Source organism: Halorubrum persicum, assembly GCF_002727125.1.
Classification (GTDB): Archaea; Halobacteriota; Halobacteria; order Halobacteriales; family Haloferacaceae; genus Halorubrum; species Halorubrum persicum.
The window spans coordinates 1-18,234 of sequence record NZ_NHOA01000088.1 but is presented as its reverse complement, the minus strand read 5'-3'; the positions used below and the strand labels follow the sequence as shown (position 1 = coordinate 18,234).

Annotated in this window: 23 protein-coding genes and 3 pseudogenes; 18 read left to right on the top strand and 8 right to left on the bottom strand. The window is 57.7% G+C overall.

Going from position 1 to position 18,234, the window contains the following annotated elements:
• Nucleotides 1-59 precede the first annotated feature (59 nt).
• The 7 genes from DJ69_RS11110 to DJ69_RS11080 all read left to right on the top strand — a co-directional run bounded on the left by DJ69_RS11110 (nt 60) and on the right by DJ69_RS11080 (nt 3,660).
• Nucleotides 60-722 carry a DUF6735 family protein gene (locus tag DJ69_RS11110; protein WP_099255666.1) on the top strand — a complete coding sequence of 221 codons (663 nt, stop codon included), beginning with the start codon at nt 60-62 and terminating at the stop codon, nt 720-722.
• A gap of 73 nt (nt 723-795) precedes the next feature.
• Nucleotides 796-1,212: a hypothetical protein gene (locus DJ69_RS11105; RefSeq protein ID WP_099255665.1), complete on the top strand. Its 417-nt coding sequence runs from the start codon at nt 796-798 to the stop codon at nt 1,210-1,212.
• 108 nt (nt 1,213-1,320) lie between these two features.
• On the top strand, nt 1,321-1,821 hold the full coding sequence (locus DJ69_RS11100) for a hypothetical protein (RefSeq protein ID WP_099255664.1): 501 nt from the start codon (nt 1,321-1,323) through the stop codon (nt 1,819-1,821).
• Nucleotides 1,822-1,827: 6 nt separating this feature from the next.
• Nucleotides 1,828-2,193, top strand: coding sequence for a DUF7568 family protein (locus tag DJ69_RS11095; protein ID WP_099255663.1), 366 nt, complete (start codon nt 1,828-1,830; stop codon nt 2,191-2,193).
• 73 nt (nt 2,194-2,266) lie between these two features.
• Nucleotides 2,267-2,662 carry a DUF7567 family protein gene (locus tag DJ69_RS11090; protein WP_099255662.1) on the top strand — a complete coding sequence of 132 codons (396 nt, stop codon included), beginning with the start codon at nt 2,267-2,269 and terminating at the stop codon, nt 2,660-2,662.
• 67 nt (nt 2,663-2,729) lie between these two features.
• Nucleotides 2,730-3,017 carry an amphi-Trp domain-containing protein gene (locus DJ69_RS11085; protein ID WP_099255661.1) on the top strand — a complete coding sequence of 96 codons (288 nt, stop codon included), beginning with the start codon at nt 2,730-2,732 and terminating at the stop codon, nt 3,015-3,017.
• 67 nt (nt 3,018-3,084) lie between these two features.
• Entirely contained in the window at nt 3,085-3,660 is a 576-nt protein-coding gene (locus tag DJ69_RS11080; RefSeq protein ID WP_099255660.1) for a hypothetical protein, read from the top strand.
• A gap of 12 nt (nt 3,661-3,672) precedes the next feature.
• Here the strand turns inward: DJ69_RS11080 and DJ69_RS11075 are convergent, their stop codons facing one another.
• Entirely contained in the window at nt 3,673-5,037 is a 1,365-nt protein-coding gene (locus tag DJ69_RS11075) for a restriction endonuclease (RefSeq protein ID WP_099255659.1), read from the bottom strand.
• A gap of 192 nt (nt 5,038-5,229) precedes the next feature.
• Here DJ69_RS11075 and DJ69_RS19035 point away from each other — a divergent pair, with 192 nt between their 5' ends.
• The 7 genes from DJ69_RS19035 (at nt 5,230) to DJ69_RS11040 (ending at nt 9,076) form a co-directional block, all read left to right on the top strand.
• Nucleotides 5,230-5,361: a hypothetical protein gene (locus DJ69_RS19035; protein ID WP_275539522.1), complete on the top strand. Its 132-nt coding sequence runs from the start codon at nt 5,230-5,232 to the stop codon at nt 5,359-5,361.
• A gap of 19 nt (nt 5,362-5,380) precedes the next feature.
• Nucleotides 5,381-5,659, top strand: coding sequence for a ribbon-helix-helix domain-containing protein (locus tag DJ69_RS11065; protein WP_099255657.1), 279 nt, complete (start codon nt 5,381-5,383; stop codon nt 5,657-5,659).
• Nucleotides 5,652-5,915 carry a type II toxin-antitoxin system RelE family toxin gene (locus DJ69_RS11060; RefSeq protein WP_099255656.1) on the top strand — a complete coding sequence of 88 codons (264 nt, stop codon included), beginning with the start codon at nt 5,652-5,654 and terminating at the stop codon, nt 5,913-5,915. The genes DJ69_RS11065 and DJ69_RS11060 overlap by 8 nt, the downstream gene beginning before the upstream one ends.
• 198 nt (nt 5,916-6,113) lie before the next feature.
• Nucleotides 6,114-7,274, top strand: a complete 1,161-nt coding sequence (locus DJ69_RS11055) for a hypothetical protein (protein ID WP_099255684.1) — start codon at nt 6,114-6,116, stop codon at nt 7,272-7,274.
• A gap of 73 nt (nt 7,275-7,347) precedes the next feature.
• The gene (locus DJ69_RS11050) at nt 7,348-7,536 is read left to right on the top strand and encodes a hypothetical protein (RefSeq protein ID WP_099255655.1); all 189 of its coding nucleotides are present in this window, start codon (nt 7,348-7,350) and stop codon (nt 7,534-7,536) included.
• Nucleotides 7,537-7,693: 157 nt separating this feature from the next.
• The gene (locus DJ69_RS11045) at nt 7,694-8,041 is read left to right on the top strand and encodes a hypothetical protein (RefSeq protein ID WP_099255654.1); all 348 of its coding nucleotides are present in this window, start codon (nt 7,694-7,696) and stop codon (nt 8,039-8,041) included.
• Between the two features lie 87 nt (nt 8,042-8,128).
• Nucleotides 8,129-9,076: a M78 family metallopeptidase domain-containing protein gene (locus DJ69_RS11040; RefSeq protein ID WP_099255653.1), complete on the top strand. Its 948-nt coding sequence runs from the start codon at nt 8,129-8,131 to the stop codon at nt 9,074-9,076.
• Nucleotides 9,077-9,119: 43 nt separating this feature from the next.
• Here DJ69_RS11040 and DJ69_RS19205 read toward each other — a convergent pair.
• A pseudogene (locus DJ69_RS19205) lies at nt 9,120-9,323 on the bottom strand (transcriptional regulator); the annotation flags it as partial.
• A gap of 229 nt (nt 9,324-9,552) precedes the next feature.
• Between DJ69_RS19205 and DJ69_RS18410 the strand changes: the two are divergent.
• Together DJ69_RS18410 and DJ69_RS11030 are read left to right on the top strand one after the other, a co-directional pair.
• Nucleotides 9,553-9,705: a hypothetical protein gene (locus tag DJ69_RS18410; RefSeq protein ID WP_180271796.1), complete on the top strand. Its 153-nt coding sequence runs from the start codon at nt 9,553-9,555 to the stop codon at nt 9,703-9,705.
• A 931-nt stretch (nt 9,706-10,636) separates the two neighbouring features.
• Nucleotides 10,637-12,070: a Cdc6/Cdc18 family protein gene (locus DJ69_RS11030; RefSeq protein ID WP_099255652.1), complete on the top strand. Its 1,434-nt coding sequence runs from the start codon at nt 10,637-10,639 to the stop codon at nt 12,068-12,070.
• A gap of 345 nt (nt 12,071-12,415) precedes the next feature.
• Here the strand turns inward: DJ69_RS11030 and DJ69_RS11025 are convergent.
• The 6 genes and pseudogenes from DJ69_RS11025 to DJ69_RS11005 all read right to left on the bottom strand — a co-directional run.
• Nucleotides 12,416-13,496, bottom strand: a pseudogene (locus DJ69_RS11025) (DNA polymerase domain-containing protein); the annotation flags it as partial.
• 1 nt (nt 13,497) lies between these two features.
• Nucleotides 13,498-14,046: pseudogene (locus DJ69_RS18405) on the bottom strand (AAA family ATPase); the annotation flags it as partial.
• 200 nt (nt 14,047-14,246) lie between these two features.
• Nucleotides 14,247-14,453: a ribbon-helix-helix domain-containing protein gene (locus DJ69_RS11020; RefSeq protein ID WP_099255683.1), complete on the bottom strand. Its 207-nt coding sequence runs from the start codon at nt 14,451-14,453 to the stop codon at nt 14,247-14,249.
• Between the two features lie 114 nt (nt 14,454-14,567).
• Entirely contained in the window at nt 14,568-15,257 is a 690-nt protein-coding gene (queC, locus tag DJ69_RS11015) for a 7-cyano-7-deazaguanine synthase QueC (protein ID WP_099255651.1), read from the bottom strand.
• Nucleotides 15,258-15,365: 108 nt separating this feature from the next.
• A complete protein-coding gene (locus DJ69_RS11010) occupies nt 15,366-16,142 on the bottom strand; it encodes a 7-carboxy-7-deazaguanine synthase QueE (protein ID WP_099255650.1) in 777 nt (258 codons plus the stop codon).
• Nucleotides 16,142-16,603 carry a 6-pyruvoyl trahydropterin synthase family protein gene (locus DJ69_RS11005; RefSeq protein WP_099255649.1) on the bottom strand — a complete coding sequence of 154 codons (462 nt, stop codon included), beginning with the start codon at nt 16,601-16,603 and terminating at the stop codon, nt 16,142-16,144. Before DJ69_RS11005 ends, DJ69_RS11010 begins: the two co-directional genes overlap by 1 nt.
• 177 nt (nt 16,604-16,780) lie before the next feature.
• On the opposite strand from DJ69_RS11005, the gene DJ69_RS11000 reads away from it, so the two are divergent.
• Both DJ69_RS11000 and DJ69_RS17895 read left to right on the top strand, forming a co-directional pair.
• Nucleotides 16,781-17,440 (top strand): queuosine precursor transporter, encoded by a 660-nt coding sequence (locus tag DJ69_RS11000; protein ID WP_099255648.1) that lies wholly within the window; start codon nt 16,781-16,783, stop codon nt 17,438-17,440.
• Between the two features lie 116 nt (nt 17,441-17,556).
• Entirely contained in the window at nt 17,557-18,120 is a 564-nt protein-coding gene (locus DJ69_RS17895) for a hypothetical protein (protein ID WP_144050427.1), read from the top strand.
• The last annotated feature ends 114 nt before the right edge of the window (nt 18,121-18,234 follow it).

Below are 18,234 nucleotides of genomic sequence, written 5' to 3'. Positions count from 1 at the left end.
CCCCCGGGAGGGGTGCGGGGCGATCCAGTCGTGGGTCGTCCTGCGAGGTGATTGTTCGAATGGGTCACCGCGCACTTGTTGCGTACGAACGGACAGACGGACAGTACACGCTCCACTACTCACATTGGGGCGCAGCGAACCTGAAGCTCAAGCACCGAATCTCGGCTGGGTCGCCGTTCGGTGGCGACGACACCGACTCAAAGTGGGCGAAACAGCTGCTGGCGGAACTGGCCGATAGTCTCGAGGCAGACGCCGTCGACGGCTACCTCGCCGACGAAGAGCGACCGTCGACGGTCGTCGAGCCGAAGCCCCGCGCCACCGGACTCACCCTCGAGAAGATCATCGCTGACCATCTCGACTACCTCCATCACGAGGCGTTCTACGTTGTGTCGCCGACCTTCGAGGTGACCGCCTACCGGACGCTGTGGTTCGGCCTGCAGTACGAATCGGAGACAGTCAAACAGGGGGAGACGGTCGGGAACGGCGCGCTCGCGACCGTTCGGTGGCACGACGGCGAGCCGGTCGGCGATGGCCACCTACAGGGACAGTTCGCGGCCCTCAAAGACGTCGTCGGCGATATGGTCGACAAAGGCGTCTTCACGCCGGCGACGGCGAGGCAGTACCTGAAACGGAAACTGGCCGAGCGAGTCGGAGACCGACAGGAGTTGCTCATTCCGACCGGAGACTCATCCTTCGAGAAGGCGAGCCTGAACCACTCTTAGTTCGATTTGTTTCGTGGCAGCTGCTGTTTTTCAGGGGCCGGAATGGGTGAGCCCCACGTAGGCTCGTGATTCGATGACCTCAGAGGACGACCCATTTCACGACTGCGAGTTAGATCCCGAGGCTATCCTCGGGATACACACCTTCGAAGACGTCCTGTTCACCGACGAGACAGAAACACCGATGAATGTACTGACCGGCGAGACACCAGCACATTCGCAAGCTACCGTCGAGGAGGCCAAGGAGTTCGCGACGAGTATCGACACCGACACCCCACAAATCGCGCTTCCAGCATCGGTTGAGACGCAGATCGAGACCCAGAGCAAACCCTACACGGCGGCCGCGTTCTTCCACTTCAAGACGACCGGATCCCTCGAGCGTCACCGCGCCTACCACGCCGCCTACGATTCAGATGCGTACACCGTCGACTTCGAAGCGGACTACGAGTCCGGGGATCTGACCATCACCGTCGAGCGTGTGGCCGACTCCTGAACGCGATCTCCCGAAGCAGGTTTTTCGAGCGCCGGCGATGGGTGCCGGCGCACCGAGCAGACAGAGCGGAGCAGAGCCCGGTGAGTCGGCGCTCCGAGGTGAACGAAGATGCATATGATCATCTACGCCTTAGTCGAAGCACCGACACAGCACGACGCCCTGGTCGAAGGGAAAGCGGTCTTCGACCGTCTCGTCGGAGCGAATCCCCACGGCGCAGCCGTGTTTGATTACTACTGTACCTTCGACGAAGAGGATACGACAGTAGCCGGGAAAGCGCGTTGGGGAGACCTGCCGACGGCAGCACCCATCAATTCAGAGGAGGGCGGTGAGCTTCTCGACCGGGCCTGGAAGGCCACTAAGGAAGAGTTTCAGCGGAATCTCGACCGCGTGAGAGAGGCGCTCGACGAGCTAAACGACGAGGCTATCATGCGCGACGAGGACCTCGCTCGGCACGCGTTCCACCAGATCGGCGCCTACGAGGGGCCGTCGATCCCGTTGTACGATCAGCACGCACAGGGAATTCGGCATCGCGGCCAACTGGATCGTGTCCTCGAGGAAGAGGAGGACAGTCAAACGCTCTGGATCGTCCCCGCAGACGTCCACTTCTAACCGACAATGCCACGGATCACTAATTGGGCACGAGAAAGTCGCACGCCGACGCTCGCGTATCGAAACACCGAGACTGGCGCTCGGGCTGTCCTCCACAGAGCGCCAGACACCTACCGCTACAAGTGGCGTGGCGCGATCCTCGTCGACGGCTACCCGGTGTGGTCGCGAGGGTACCAGACGAAGGACGGGAAATCGTTCCGGGACGAACTCCGGAAGCGGCCTGCGCCCAAGCTGAATTGTTCGGAGTGTCCGAACGACGACGTCCTCGTCGGTGAGAAGTCAGCAGACGGGGCGAAGGTTCAGCGTTGGTTCGACTGCCCGGACTGTGGGTACGAAGCACCATCACGCATCGTCTACGGCGCCGAGCGGTGACTGAGGGGGCCTCCGCCTCGCTGTTTTTCGTCCGGGAAAGAGGGGTGGCCCGGTTCGACTGGGTCAGTCCAACATGAGTCTCGAAATACTCAACCGATACAGTGAGGCACTGTTCGAGTTCCTCTGGTGTCCCGTCTGCGGGCACGAAATATTCAGCCACATTCCCTTCGAGGGGGTGTTCTGCAAGAACTGTAACACGCAGGTTGAACTCCAAGAATCACGGGAGACACGCGGCTACGAGGAAGCCGTACTCGCCTGTTTCGACACGGACTCGACGTGGAACCTTCACGTCGACGAGAAGCTTCGACGCGACCTCCCTGACGGATCGGCGCGCGTGAAGGTCCTCGGCGCACCGGGCGCCTACGAGATCGACTGGTGGAGTCCGGAGCCGGGTGAGGACTGGGAACCTGTTGAGCGCGGCGAGTTCGACGACGTCGAGGAGCCTGACGAGGTGTCGCATCTGGCTTAGGGCAACGGATTTCACTTGCTGGGATGGGAGGGTCACTTATCCAAGCAGGGAGCGTAGAGCGTGGTGTATGCCCGAAGAAGTGTTATTCAAATCTGAGAGTGCCCAGAGCCGAGATGAAATCGCGTCGTATCTCCGGAATGTCGCCGAAAAGCTCGAACAGGGGGGGTCGATCACTCTGAAGGACGGGGCAGAGTCCGTCACGATGGACCCACCAACGCGGCCGACATTCGAAGTCAAGGCCGAACGCGAAGGGCCCGCAGAGGGCCCTGGAGAGTTAAGCATCGAATTCGAACTCGAATGGGACGAGAACAGTGAGACAGGCGAAGGAGAAGCTGGAAACCTCGAAATCGAGTGAGTAGCTGGACTCTGTTTTTGTGGTGCGCCGGCGATGGGTGCCGGCGCACTCGTGCCGGCGGTGATCGATGTCGACACGTAGTCAACTCCGATTCGTTCAACGAGTCGAAGAGCCCAGTAAAACGAATGACGACGCCGAGCGCGTCGCCCAGGTATACCGACATTCGGACGGGTACCCAGGGGCCGTTCTTCGAGATCTCGCTCAACTGAAGGAACTCCTCGATGCGACCCGTGCCGAGCGCGGACCAGCTTACACGGCGGCGACTTTCGTGTTCCTCGACAAGCTCTCGACAATCGACCTGTATCTGGATGGCGACCCTGAGCGAACGATCGACGCAGCGCAGCCAGCAGATCTCCTCGATCCGGACAATATGCAGCACCTCGATCAACCGCTGTTCCTGCTTGGCCACGGCGTCGAGGACCCAGCTGACGGCATCCACGGCGACGAGGAGTACCTCTACGTCGTCGAACTCCCAACGGCAAACCCGTTCGAGGAGCCCTCCGAATGGACCATCAAAGTGAGTGGCCACTCCGCGTTCCCCCGCTGGGACGGCCCGACCGACGAAGCGTTCGAGCAAGCGAGTTGGCAGTTCCACGGCCCACTGGACGACGCGCTCACAGAACTCGTCGCCGAGCCGGCGTGAGAACGCGACGGGTTAGATGACGCCGCCGATGACGAGAAGGCCGATGAGGGTCAGCACCATCGCGATAACGCCTCCGCCAGCGAGGACCTTGTTCTCCATCGCCTTCTCGTGGATGGGCATGGCGGCGTACTCCTCGCGGAACGCCTCGAGGTTCTCCTCGTCGTAGAAGTACTTCGTCTTTAACGCGAACCGCTCGGTGACTGCACAGCCCGTACAGACAGGCTCGCCTTCCAGCCGCTCCCTTTTGATGTGGCTGTCGCAGGCGATTGCCCCGCAGTTCGGACAGTAGGTGTAGGTCTCGTCGACGCCACTCGTCTCGCAGTGGACGCACCGGTGGATCCCGTCCTCGGCAGTCACTCTTGACGGGCCTGCCGCGTAGTACTCGTAGGGATACGAATACTCCAGCATCTCTGTCGTTTGCCGAACCTCAGGGAGATACACCGGCTCAATCGATTGTACTGAGATGTCCGAGAGATTCGGCTCACACGTCTTGTTGTAGGTGACGTTGTTGTCGCCGGTGTAGGTCACCGTCGTCGTGTGATAGTCCTGAAGGCGGTCAACAGCCCATTCCTTGTACTCCGTTTGAGTCTGCCCAAATCGGCGCTCCTTGACATCGTTGAACACCGCTCCGAACCGCTCGGTGTCGAGGTCGACCGTCGCGTGGAGGTTCTCGGTGACCAGCGACCCGACGTCCTCGTCGACGACCTGCGGCTGCCCGCGTTCGGTGTGGACGACGAACCGCGTCCGGTCGTTGATCCGGTGAATGACGCCGACTGACGTTTCGAAGACGGCGTTGGTGTCGGCGGTAATCGCAACCACCGGGCGGAACGTTACCGCCGAATGCGGTTCGGGTAGGTCGGCGGCCTCGATGTTCTCGATGTCGTGGAACGCCTCCGCGACGGCCGCGTCGACATCGGCGGCCGGGTCGTACGGCCGAAGCGTTTCGTCACAAAGGATTTCGATCCGACCGTTGTAGAGGTCAAGCCCGATCTCGTCGGCGATCTCTCGGAGATCCTTGCCGTCCAGCAGCTCGATGGGATACGGATCGTCGTTCTGCTGAAGGCGGTCGGCGTACTCCTGAGCGGGAGTCGTGAACCGACCGGTCGTGACGACCATGCCGCGCTTGGGGCCCTCGAAGTCGAACGTGGCGATCGCCGAGTGGAGCTTCTGGACGACCGGCCGCCCGACGGTGGCCGTGTGCTTGCACTCGACAATAATCGCGCGGCGCTGTCCGTCGACGACCTCCTCCATGATGACGTCCCGACCTTCGTCGGCAGTTTTGGCTGCCTGACGGACGTTCTCGTAGCCAAGGTTGCGGAACACGTCCTCCATCACGTCCTCGAACTCGAACCCTGAGAGATCGTCCAGTACAGCCATCCTGAATTAATTGGACAGTACGTTGCAACTGTCAAATACGTTGCCGAACGCTGTGCTGTCCTGTTTATTGAACCCCTGAGAGGGATACAGGGGTCATCGAACCACTTGCAGCAACGAATGAGCGAGAATGTACCTGTAGCCAGTTCCGAATCCGTTTCAGTTTCATCGGCCGCTCAGTCTCACCGAGACACAGTGGAGTACGTCGGCTTCCGCATCGACGGCCAAGCCGTCGTGCTGAACCTCTCGGATCAGCGGCGACTCTCCCTCAAGCGCAGTCTGGACATCGTCACCCACCCGAGTACTCAACCGAAGCTACTTACGTGATACAAGCGTATCACAGCATATGAGCACTGACAGCGACGCTGGTGGCGACGGCGAGATGGAGAAGATCAACGTCCGGGTGCCGCAATCGTTGCTGGCACAAGTCGACGAGGTCTGGGAGGAGCGTGGCTACGCGAACAAATCCGAGTTTATCCGCGATGCCCTCCGAGACGCTGTCAACCCGCCAGCTCAGCTATCCGAAGAAGCGCTCAAGCATCTGGTAGAGAGCCGCGAACAGCGAGAGCAGGGCGAGACGGTGTCGCAGGACGACGTGAAGAACCGGCTGGGCATCGATGACTGAGGTCGAGTGGACGCCCAAAGCCCTCGATTTGCTGGACGGACTCGACACCGAAGCCCAAGAGCGACTGGTGAAGAAACTCGACGAGGCGAAAGACTGGACCTCCCACCGGCTCGAAAAACTCACCGGCTACCCGTACTATAAGCTCCGCGCCGGCGACTACCGAGCGATCATCACGTGGGACCGAGACGAAGATGTCCTCATCGTCGAGGCGGTTGGGCATCGGCGGAATATCTACGATCGTCATCTCCCGCCGTAATCCATTCTACCTACGGAGCGGCTCCAGCACTGAGTAAGGATATTGGGGCATCCCCCCGACTGTGTTCGGTTAACCAACAGCCAGTCACTCCTAGGGATGGTGTTGGTTAATGTGGTGTTGTTGCGCCCGGCAGAGGGGCGCAGGGCGCGGGACGATGCAGCGGCCGTCGATGAGCGTTCCTGCGTCGAGGTGACTGGAATGAAAGACCCAGAGTCGAGAACCACCTTCGCTGGCGTCGATGGACGTACCGACACCGAACTACCTGAATGGTACGCCGAGCAACACGGTGGGGCTGAACCAATCAGCTTCAGTGCGGCGGTTCGAGAGCTTCCCCAAGCAGTCGACACAGCAGTCGCGTATCGCGATCCCTACACCGACGAGTGGGTCCAGACTGATCGGTTCAACGCGCTCGTCGAGCCGAATCGAGCTCGAGAGCAGGCCCAAGATGAAGACGCTGAGATGGATCCCCTATTTCATATCCCCACAGACAGCTACGCGATCATCAATCCTGTCGACGTCTACGGCCCGCTTGAGGAAGTCCTCCGCGAGCAGACTATCGACGGAACGCCGCTCGGCGAGGTGATGTTCGGCGAGATCCGGCGCTACCGGGGTGGCGGCGAGGTCCATATGGACATCATGTTCGACGGCCTCGGGGTGCGCCTCCCCGGGCGGTCGGACCCGATCACGATGGGCGTTACGTCGGGCTATGATTTCTTCGGTGAGCACGCCGTCTACGTGGAGGGGTTCGCTCAGGACGGGTATTGTTCGAACACGATGCGCTCGCTCACCGACAAGGAGATTATCAAACACGTCGGCGACGTCCGGAACTTCCGGACCTGGTGGGAGGAGATTCTCGCACAGGTCGAACTTATCGCCGACGATCTCTTTGAGTTCATCCGGGACGTCCAGGACATCGACCTCGACTTCTCGGAGCTCCCCTTCACCGTCACGGAGTTCTACCGTCTGCTCGGCTTTCCGGATTACCTGGCCGAACGCGCTGCGAGCGATGCCGAGGCCAACGCGGCCTCACCCGTGGAGATCGATATGTGGACGCTGCATTCCGGCGCGACGTACGCGCTCACGCACTTCTTCCAGGGCAAGGAAGGCGCATCGCTGGACGGCTACGTCCGCACGGCCAACGACATTCTGTTCAACCCAGAGGGCACCATCGAGCGCGTTGAACGCGCCTACGAGGAGCAGCTGGAAGCGGACAGCGACGGCGGATCGCAGGCGTCACTCGCCGGCGAGCGGGCGCTCGCGAGCATCGAGCGCGTCAGCGACGACCTGCAGGAGAAGGTCGATCAGTTCGAGGAGCGTGAAGATGCGCTTCGCGAGCGATTTCAGGATGCGATGGCCTGACGCTGTAATAGTTCGGCAGTCGTTTCTTCTGTCTTTCTCGCCCGTGAAGGGTGAAGGGTGAAGGGCGATAGCGATGGAGAAATCCGCAGACAACGACGGGGGTGAGGACGAATTCCCACCCGAGAAACGCCTCGAAGCACCGAACTATCGACTGATCAAGGTCGGGATCGCGACGATCCCCGATATGGAGACACTCCGGGAGTGTGTTGCCTACGAGAACGCTCATCAGAATAGTACGCAAATCCTGCGCCGGCTCAACTGAAAGGCTGAAGAGCTGCGTGAGGACGAAGATTGAATTCTGTTCTTAACCAACATCTCCCGCGAGATCTGTATTTTTGTTGGTTAATGAACTGTGCTCTGTTTTTCGTGCCCCCTGAGAGGGCGAGGGCTCCTTCGAACGCTCTCAGAGGTGACTTCCAGTGAGTCAACAACAGCGTTCCGACACCGTCTCGATCGACGCAATCCCGGTCGATATCGACACCACGCAATCAGCGGAAGTCGATCCCGCCGACGTCCCCGACAAAATCGAATCCATCACCCGTGGGCTCGCCGGTGAGCAGCCGCCGACGAATCCCATCGTGGTTCTCAAAGCGGCTCGCTGGTGGTATCTACACGGCAAGGGCGGCACGGATCCCGCCTTCCAGTGGGCCATCGAGTGGGCACGTCACCTTGCGACCGACACGCCTAGCGACGTCGAGCGGTTCGACGAGTTCCTCGAGTACCTCGTCTCGGTTGGCTTTGCGGATGATCGCCACGAACTCCGCTGACTGACAGAGTGGTTTTTTGAACACCCCTGAGGGGTGCGGCGCGGTCTGAACTGACGCAGTCGCCGTGAACTTGATTTGGTGAACATAATGGCTACGAGCAGTGACTCGTCGGTCTCCTTCGACCAGACCGACACGCGATCCGACGAGATGAACAGTACGATCGAACAGTGGATTGACGACCTCGTCACCGGCATCGACGATGCACAGACCAGCGCGGAGTTTCAGGAGTGGCTCGACGTCCAGAGTCGCTTCCACGACTACTCCTACCGGAATACGCTCCTCATCAAGCGCCAGTATCCCGAGGCGAGCCGGGTGGCGGGCTACCGGAGGTGGCAAGAAGAGTTCGACCGCCACGTCCAGGAAGGCGAGTCGGCCATCTGGATCTGGGCGCCGATCATCACCACGCAGTGCCCGGAGTGCGAGAACTCGCCGAGCTACCACGAGGACAGTGACTGTGCGTACGACGAGACGCCGCCCGAAGAGTGGTCGGAGGGGCTGGTCGGGTTCAAGCCCGCGCCCGTGTTCGACGTCTCCCAGACCGAGGGCGAGCCGCTTCCCGACCTGGACACAGAAGCGACCGGGGACGCCGGCGACCTCGTCGGTCGGCTGACTGGAGCCGCCGACGAACTTGGCGTGACGGTTCGGATCGTTCCGGAAGCGGAGTGGACGCACGGCGAGGCGAAAGGCATCTGCGAGCAGCTGAGTCTCGTCGATATGCAACCGCGTGTCGAGGTGCGTGATCGCGAGAACGAGGCCGACCTTGCGCGGACGCTGATCCACGAGTACGCCCACGCCCTGCTCCACTTCGACGTCGACGACGATACCGAGCGGTCGAAACGCGAGGTCGAGGCCGAAGCTGTCGCATACGTCGTCGGGCGCTACTGCGGGCTCGACACGAGCGGGTCAGCGTTTTACCTGGCCGCGTGGGAGTCGGACGAGCCTGAAGTCGTTCGTGACCGTCTCGACCGGATTAGTCGAACGGCAGAGGAGCTCATCGACGTTCTGGAGGACGAATTCTCGTCCTCATTCAGTTAACCAACGAGATGTTGGATTTCTTCCGCTCTGTTGGTTAAGGTTTTCAGCGCTTGGGTCGCGGCGCAGTTTCGTAGCGTTCGATGTCGTCGGTCTTCTCCACACGGGCGTAGATATCTCGGAGTGTATCCTGCGCTCGAAGGAGTTTGTGTTCCTCGAGGAACTGTCGACCACTCTCGCTAATCCCATAGAACTTGTACGGCAAATCGTTCTGTCGGCGGTCCTCTGGCAGGAGTACCTCCTCGACGATGCTGGGCGTCTCTGTCAGTGGACATCAGAGGACGACCTCGTCGAGTGTGCCGAGACTCTCGTGAGTGGGCAGGAGCAACCAGAGACGAATCGGTAACTGACACCCTCAGGTTTCTGTCCGTTCTCCACGACGTCCCCGTCATCTATGGCACCGACGCGTCTGTGAGAATCGTCATCGCGTAGGGGCCGCTGAAGAACAAAAGATCCTCAAGGCGGATGGGCCCGGTGACGTGGTCGACGTCCAAGATCTCGAAGCATTCGGCTTGTGGCACGAGCTGGTCGAGGAGGAAGTGACCGTTGGTAGCAGCGGAAATAGCGAGTTGGAACTCGTCAAGGGCGCGGGCGACAATCGGGACGTACTCGGTCGGGTAGCCGAGGTCTGAAACGGCGTGGTAGATGTTTGTGGCGGTGACAGGAGAGTAAAGCGGCGTGGTTGAGGAGGCGTCCGAATCGGTGTCGAACGGGGTGTCGGTTGGTTAGACATGAGTAATCCGTTTAGCCGCGGATTGGTATTTAAACTCGAGTGAGGTCCTGTCTCGAGAGGTTGGCGACACCCCCACCCCTTTTTCGAGTTGTAACAGAACAAGGGTGGGGGAGGGAGAAAGCCGAAGAAAGCTCAAACACCTCGAATAGCCGGTTTTCAGACGAATCACGCCTCCTTACCACGAAATCCAACAAAGACTATGAGATAGGAATCTTTATTATCTATGGTGTAGAACAGTATCCGTACTGTGCAACTCCTACGAACAATACGTAAGTAATATTACGTATCTGTGAGTAGTAGGATCAACGAAGGCTTGTCCGAGAAAACACCGTGAAAATCGCTGTATGAAGCTCTCTACCGCAGGTCAGTGGTGTTTCGTTCTCGTCTAACAGCTCATCTGTCCCTCCCGCTGTTGTGCGTTACAACTCGAAAAAGGGGTGGGAGTGTGGGGACTCTCCCAAGGAGCACGGGTCAAGCTGGCCTTCGAGGATGGTGCGTGTCTTTTCTTGGGTGAATTCTCGACGGGTGGGCTGAACTACTTCCAATCAATCCAATTGATATGACAAGACTGGGCGTTGAGAATATCTCAAAACCGTGTTAGAGCCTCCCAATCCGTTACAACTCGAAATAGGGGTGTGTGGCTGGATTTGATTTAACCTTTGACACGATTATACAACTCGAAATAGGGGTGCGTCTCTGCATCGAAGTCGGTTCAACACTTAGAATGGGAAAACTACCGACTCAGTAACTCCACCGGGTGAATCTTCGAGATTACAAATCGAAATAGGTTGCCTTTACTTATTTATAGTAGGCCCACAGAGGATTGGGGTATGGGTGATGAATCGCCGGGTACAGATAACCAGACGGAACAGTCTGAATCTATAACGGAGGTTCCCGGAAAGCGCGGAGAGAGTAACTCCGAGGAGTCTACCAGCAGTCAAACTACGCTCGACGATTCTGGTAGCGGGATCTCGATTATGGACGAGCTCCAATCTGAATCTGTTGAGACCGTCTTCGAGAACAAGGATTTGGTTCGCCCGGATACTATCATCGACGAAGATCGGATCGTTGGTCGCGATGAGCAGTTGAAGACCGTCATCACAAATCTCAAACCCGCTCTCCAAGACCACGGAATTCCGGAGATGTTGCTCACTGGGCCGTCTGGAACAGGGAAATCCCTGATTATCCATGCGGTCTGTAAGAAAATCGTCGAGCTGAGTGAGGCTCAAGGAATGCGGTTCGGTGTGTTTTCAATAAACTGCGAGGGTCCAGGTACGACCAGTCGTGCCGTCTATCGTCTTATTCAAGAGGCGACGGCAAATATCGATGAAGAACCGGGTGTCCCCGAGAGTGGGGTCTCGACAGACCAGAAACTCGAGCGTCTATGGGAAATCATGCGCGAACACTATGACGGCGTAATTTTCGTCTTAGACGAGGTCGACATGCTCGACGGCCCATACTCGGAACCAGAATATAATTCACTACTCTATCAGCTTTCGCGGGCTCGAGACCTCGGCCGCTTTGATGGCCCAGTTTCCGTCACTGCGATAACCAACTACGTCAATTTCATGTCTGATCTCAATAGCCGCGCGAATAGCTCATTCAATCCAGACGAGATCTTCTTCGAGGATTACGACGCAACGCAACTTCGACATATCCTCCGCAATCGTGAAGACGCCTTCAAGACTGAGGCGCTCGCGGATGATGTTGTCCCACTCGTCGCCGCGTTCGGCTCTCAGACACACGGTGATGCACGGAAGGCTATCGATCTGCTTCGGTGGTCTGGGGAATTAGCCGATAAACAGGGAGACGAGCGTGTCGAAGAATCGCATGTCCGGACTGCCCAGGACCGATACGACTCCGATCGGAAATTACGACATATCGGTGGCCTCTCGACACAAAAGAAGCTCTGCATCTTCGCCGTTGCTGCGACAGACTACTACTCAAATGCCGGTGTGGACTGGACTCCGGCCGGCCCCTCCTACAGCCTCTATCAGTTCGTCTGTGACTCCCTCGGGGCTGACTCCTATGGGCGAGAAACCTTCGTGAACCATGTTACCGAACAGGCGACCTATGGTATCCTTGAGTTCGACCGTCGCGGTCGAGGACGGGGAAAAGGCATCCACATGCACTTCGACCTCGCTGAAGACCCTGAGTCGATTATGGAACGAATCCTAGAGGACGATCGTTTTGCTAACCTGGAACAGGAAGAAGAGATGATGCGGTCTATCGCAAAATCGAAAATGAACGGGTTCCTGAACTAGAGTCCCGACTGCGGCCTCCGATTTTCCCCCTTTCGTTTACAACTCGAAATAGGGGTGTGCCTCGGATATCGATCTTCGACACGGGAGCGGCCGTTCGCGTTACAACTCGAAATAGGGGGGTGTGTTTTGCGATGTACTCACAAGTGGATGTTCATCGCGATTCGCTGCTGCCTTCGTTTCGAGTAGGCGTCTTTGGACATCGTCCGTCAGGCTGGAATACTGGGTAGGTGGGCTGTAGAGGGTGTAGGAGCCATATTTACATCTCGAAATAGGGGTGTCTTACAACACGAAATAGGGGTGTCCACCGTATCCCTATCCCATTTACAACCCGAAAAACGGGGGTGGTCAGGTCCAGTCCGTGATACCACGTACTCGTATCCCATCAAGTTCTCGTCGGATATCGGTCCGATCCCACCCGGGGGGGGACAGCACGCTTTCGACAGCTCTGACGAGTTGGGTCACGTAGTACGCGGCGTCGTAGGTCTCGATTGCTTCGTGGGCGAGGGCGACACGGTCCCGTGAGGATTTCTCGTCATCGACAACCACGTACTCGATATCCTGTCCGGGGTGGACGCCGAGGTCTTGCTCGCGAGCGCGCTTTAATGCCGCCACGTTCTGCGTATTCTGGGTGTATCCGTCGAGTGGCTTGACACGCGATTCCGCTCGACGAGTGCATCGACCGACACTGTCCTGCATGGAGCCGATTGGTCGCCTCTTGGAGTCTGTCGAGGACTGCATCCGGCGACCGCGTGGAATCAAGTCGGTCGAGACAGTCCCGCTGAACGTTCTCGATGAATGGCGGGGTCGAGCGCTGCCGGGCTTCGATCCCTCTAATTTTAAATTCGTCTTCACCAGCCACTTTACCAAAGTGCTTCGTCAACGCGCCGGCGGCGCTCTCGCGCTGCGGCACGAACGCCACCCAGTCGTAGTGGGCTTCGTGTTCGAGCCGAACCGGGACACGCTCCGCGATCTCCGTCGGGAGGGCCTCGAGGTTTTCGCGGGCATCGTCGTCGATGTCGGGGTCGGGGGTCACCCAGATGGAGTCGACGATGCCGTGAACGACCCGCCAGCCGCCAGCTTCCAGCCGCTGTTTCGCCTTCAGCAGAATCTCGCGAGCGAACGCGTTGATTGCCTCGTGGCACTCGATGCGCCCGAACTTCGCGTTGCTGAACCCTTGATAGCCGAAGCAGGCGACGAGAATCCACTTCAGCGCTCCCGACCGCCCTTCGAGCTCCGCCAGTCGGTCCTCCTCGCGGTTGTCCCCTTCCTTCTCGCGACGGATGGCCGTCTTAATCTCGCCGCGGGCGTCGATGATCGGCTGGAGGACGTCGACGAGGTAACCCCGGTCGTCGCAGATCGAGTACCCGAGGCCGGGGACGACGTTGCGGTCGCTGTGGCAGTCACATCGGATGACGTCCTCGGCGAGCCCCCCACTTCGTGCGAGCACTCAGGATGTCGTACAGCTGTTCGTTGTGGTACTTGTCCGTCCGGACATGCTCGCTGGAGCGCAGACAGCTCACAAGGCGGTCGTCGACGCGGCTGAACAGCTCCTCTTCCTTGTTCGCGATCCAGATGATTGCGAACTGCGGGAGGCTGTGGAGGTCGTAGATATCGCTGGAGTCTTCGAGCTGGTCGACTTCGTCGAGGATGACGACGGTTCGCGGACCATCGTGTTGCTGGAACCGGTTGACGAGTTCGTCGCGCGGCGTCGACTGCCGGTGGATGTCGATGGTGGCACCGAGGTCGTCAAGAATCTGGTAGAGCGTGCGGAACCGGGCGTAGTTGCGCCTGCAGTTGACGTATATGGCCTCGACATCGAGGACTTCTTGCCGAAGTCGTTTCGTGACGAATTTCGAGATACACGTCTTGCCGGCGCCGCTGGGTTCGGTGATGACAGCTGTGTCGGCGGATTCACTGTTCGTGAATGGTTCATCGACACTGGAGAGGTGGTTGACTTCAGCGTCGCGATGCTCAATTTACCGGGGGACGAACCCAGCGCGGAGGATGCGAGCATCGCGGATCATCTATCGATGGATAACTATACTCTGGGTAAATAATAAAAGTGTGACTGGGTAGATTCGAAAAAAGCTCTGATCGCCGCTAAATACCTACCAATTGCTTTGTTGTCCCCCGATTCTCATCGTGGAATACACTGTTTCCGGAAACGTCCGAAAACTCACTCGGTACTTTCTGCCTCGGTGTCTTCGTTCCCGGATGAGTCAACCCGTCCATGTCGTTCGTCGATCTCATCAAGCATATCGAGAGTCTTCCGGATCGATGCCCGAATCGCATCGCTTCGATTCACGAACTTCCCCTCGTCACCAACGTGCTCGTCGAGGTCATCAAGCAGTTCTTGGGGGATCTCGACGCTGACCTTTGGCATGTGCGTGTATTCGCAGAGGAATATCTTCATAGTGTCGACAGTGTAATCAGCTTACCAATAGACCGCTTGAACATACAAAACGCTACAAAGGCGAGACGTGTATTAGCTGACGAGTTACGAGAAATCAGGTCTCTCTGCGTACGCGATCGGATCACGTGACCCAGCACTCCGGAATGCTTCAAGCCGGAACGCACACGCATCACACGTTCCGCATGCCGGCTCCTCATCCCGGTAACACGACCACGTCATCTCGTACGGCACGCCGAGTTCCAATCCACGTTCTGCGATTTCCGTTTTCGACCACTCGACGAACGGCGCCCTCAACTCGATATCCGTCTCGGGTTTCGTGCCGACATCGATTACGTTCTGAAAGGCGTCAAAAAAGGCGGGGCGACAATCGGGATACCCGGAGAAATCTTCTGAGTGTGCGCCGATAAACAGCGCCTCCGAGTCAGTTGCCTCCGCGTACGATGTCGCCATCGACAACAGATTCGCGTTCCGGAAAGGAACGTACGATGTCGGGATCTCGTCACTCTCAAGATCCGCATCAGCCACGTCCATCTCTTCGTCCGTCAGACTCGACGCACCGATTTGAGCGAGGTGCCCTGTTTCAATATGGAGGAAGTCAGCCGCATCGACCTCGTCAGCAAGTGCTTGTGCACACTCGAACTCCTTGTCTTCCGTACGTTGCCCATACGATGTGTGCAGGAAGTACGGCTCGTACCCCTGCTCCATCGCCTCGTACACAACCGTCGCACTATCCATCCCTCCAGACACCAGAATTACCGCGCTATTGTTGCTCATATCTGCTCAGTTGCGTCGAATCGATTGTCGCTCTGTACACCACGCTGCGTACGACACCCACGCGGGCCTCGCGGCACCACACGACTTCGATCGGGCTGTCTACGACGCTCATGTCCCCGGGGCGTCGTTCCACAAGTCGACGTGGAGTCGAGGTGTGTACCGGTAGCCGTACTCCATCGCTAACTCGGCGACCTTGCTTCGCGTCCCATCGAGTTGCTCCCGCGTCATGCCTTCCGGCATCAACAACACGTCATCGTCCGCGACGGTCGTCGCCGTCGCCGCCCTCACCCGCTCAACTAGGCCCGTAATCTCTGACAGATCCGACTCATCCGTCACGACGAACTTCAGTTGCGTCTCGTATGCATCCACCATGCGGGACAACGCGTCCATGTCAATCCGATTCTCTTCGTGTTTCTCCTCCCATTCGCCGTCGCCTTTCGGGTCACGATCCGGCGTCGGCGTGCTGCTCGCCAGTTTCGGGCTGATACTCGCCAGATCTATCGGCGCATCCCGGTAAATCGTCCCGTTCGTCTCCACCGTCGTATGATACCCATCTGCGGCGAGTCGCTCTAACAATTCGACGGACTCCTCGTGGATGAGCGGCTCCCCGCCCGTGAGCACAACGTGGCCAGCCTGCTCGTGTGATTGGACTTCCTCGATGATCGAGTCGACGTCGCGCCAAGCCCCGGTCGGCTCCCACGATGTGTGGTACGAATCACAGAACCAACAACGCAGATTACACCCAGACGTCCGCACAAAAACGGAAGGCACGCCAGCAAGCGTTCCCTCACCCTGCAACGAGTAGAACACCTCGTTGATCGGGAGTCCTTCACCAGACGCGTCATCGTCCGTTGCGCGCTCCTCGACGTCACTTGCGACCGGCATTAGTAGGTTGCACAGAGTTCGCCCGTTTCGCTCACCGACACCGACACGTCTGAGACCGTGTCTGGGAAGGCGTCGAGCATACGTTGTTCGAGCAGGACGCTCATCACCTCTGCCGTCGGTGGGTGATCCAAGACGACGAGTGCGTCGCCATCTCCAGACGCCTCAAACGCGTCGACAAGCGGGTCGCCTTCCTCAACGAGGAACCGATGATCCCACGCGTCGATGACGTCCGTGACATCGCCTTTGTCGACGACCCATCCCTCTTCGGTGAGTTCGCCGGTCACTTCGACGGCGATCTCGTAGTTGTGGCCGTGTGGTCGTGAGCACTTCCCGTCGTGATGGCGAATTCGATGGCCCGAACTGATCCGAATCGGGTTATCTGCTCCGATTTGGAGTATTCGTTGGCCTGCTTCCCGAAGCGCAACCGCTTCGGACTCATCTCTTGATATACTTCGGGCCATACTCGAAGAATATTCGGGGAATATATAAATATTGAGTTTCGTTATTCTATCGATGGAACAGCACCACTCACGAGCGTTTCTCCACCGACTCTCTCGTTGTCCACCGGTACCCACCCGAACTGAGCCGCGACACAGCACGGTACGCAACTGTACGGTCACAGACGGGGGTGACAGCTGATGGAGACTGAGGATACTCGCGCGATCTTCACCGCCGTGTTCGCCGGCTCCATCGTCTTAGCGAACGTCCTCGCAGCGAAACTGACGTGGATCGAACTACCCGGACTTGGCGGCGTTGCCGTCCCTGCTGGGTTCGTTGCGTTCGGCGTCGCGTACCTTGCTTCAGATCTACTTGTTGAGTACCACGGGAAAGAATACGCTGCGACAGTAGTCAACGGAACCGTCGTCACGCTCGTCATCGCGTATGCGCTCGTATTCCTCGCAATCTGGATGCCATCCGCTCCGTTCTACGGTGGGCAAGAAGCGTTCGTTTCGACGCTTGGTGGCTCCGCATCGATCATCCTCGCATCAGTCGTCGCGCTCGCGTTCGCCCAACATCTTGATGTTCGATTATTCGCCAATCTAAAGAGTCGTACTGCTGGCCGTCATCGTTGGCTCCGGAACTGCGGTTCCACTGCAATCAGTCAAGGGGTGGATACGGTCGTGTTTATCACGCTCGGTTTCGCCATCTTTCCGGCACTCGGGCTTGGTGGGGATCCAACATGGGGCTGGGCGCTCGTGTCGATCGTCACCGGGCAGTACATCGTGAAACTATTCGTGGCACTTCTTGACACACTACCCTTCTACGCCGTCACAGAGGTTGTGAAACAACCCGGCTGACTATTCAGTGGATATTACAATCACTGGTTGGGTTATTCAATCGACTCTGTTAACACCCTCAGCGAGCGATGTCTTCTGAATCGAGTACAGTTAGTACGGAGAACACGTTCAGCACTGTGGAATTGTTCCCCAAGGACGTAACAACCCATTTTTCAAAATTCGATGTACTGGGATTAGATGTGGAAACGATTAGTATCAGTCTAAATTCAGAAACGTTGGCGGCGATAACTTCGGAAGCAGAAATCAGAGATTTTGACAGTAGATCTGCCTATCTGAGGCATATTATACAGAATCGCAGCCAACTCGAATCTCTCGATCAAACTGAGGTGGGGGTTGTAGAAGCAGTAGCTGAACAACTTAAAGAACACCAGAATAAGAAAATATCTGAATTTGAGGTGCGCCTCCAAAATTTCGAAACCCAAATGGAAAGCATACATCATATGGCTGAACAGACAACTGAGCGATATGAGTACATAGAAAGAACGGAAGAACGAATTTCTGAGATAGAATCTTCCACTAATTCAAACCAAAATAAACTCTCGAGGTACAGTCGAGAGACAAACACCAATCAAAAAGAGATCAGAGATCACAAAAAAGAAATCGAGCATCTCAAGGGCCAAATCCGAGCGCTAAAATCTGACATACGGGAAATTAGCGAGTCTGAAGCCAACTCATTATGACGCATCTATCTACTTCATAACTGCCACTTTTCACCGGCGTTGTGTCTGAAGACGAGGATTTCAACGGAATTTCAAATTGAGAATACCGTTAGCGGCTATAGTAGACGTTAGAAA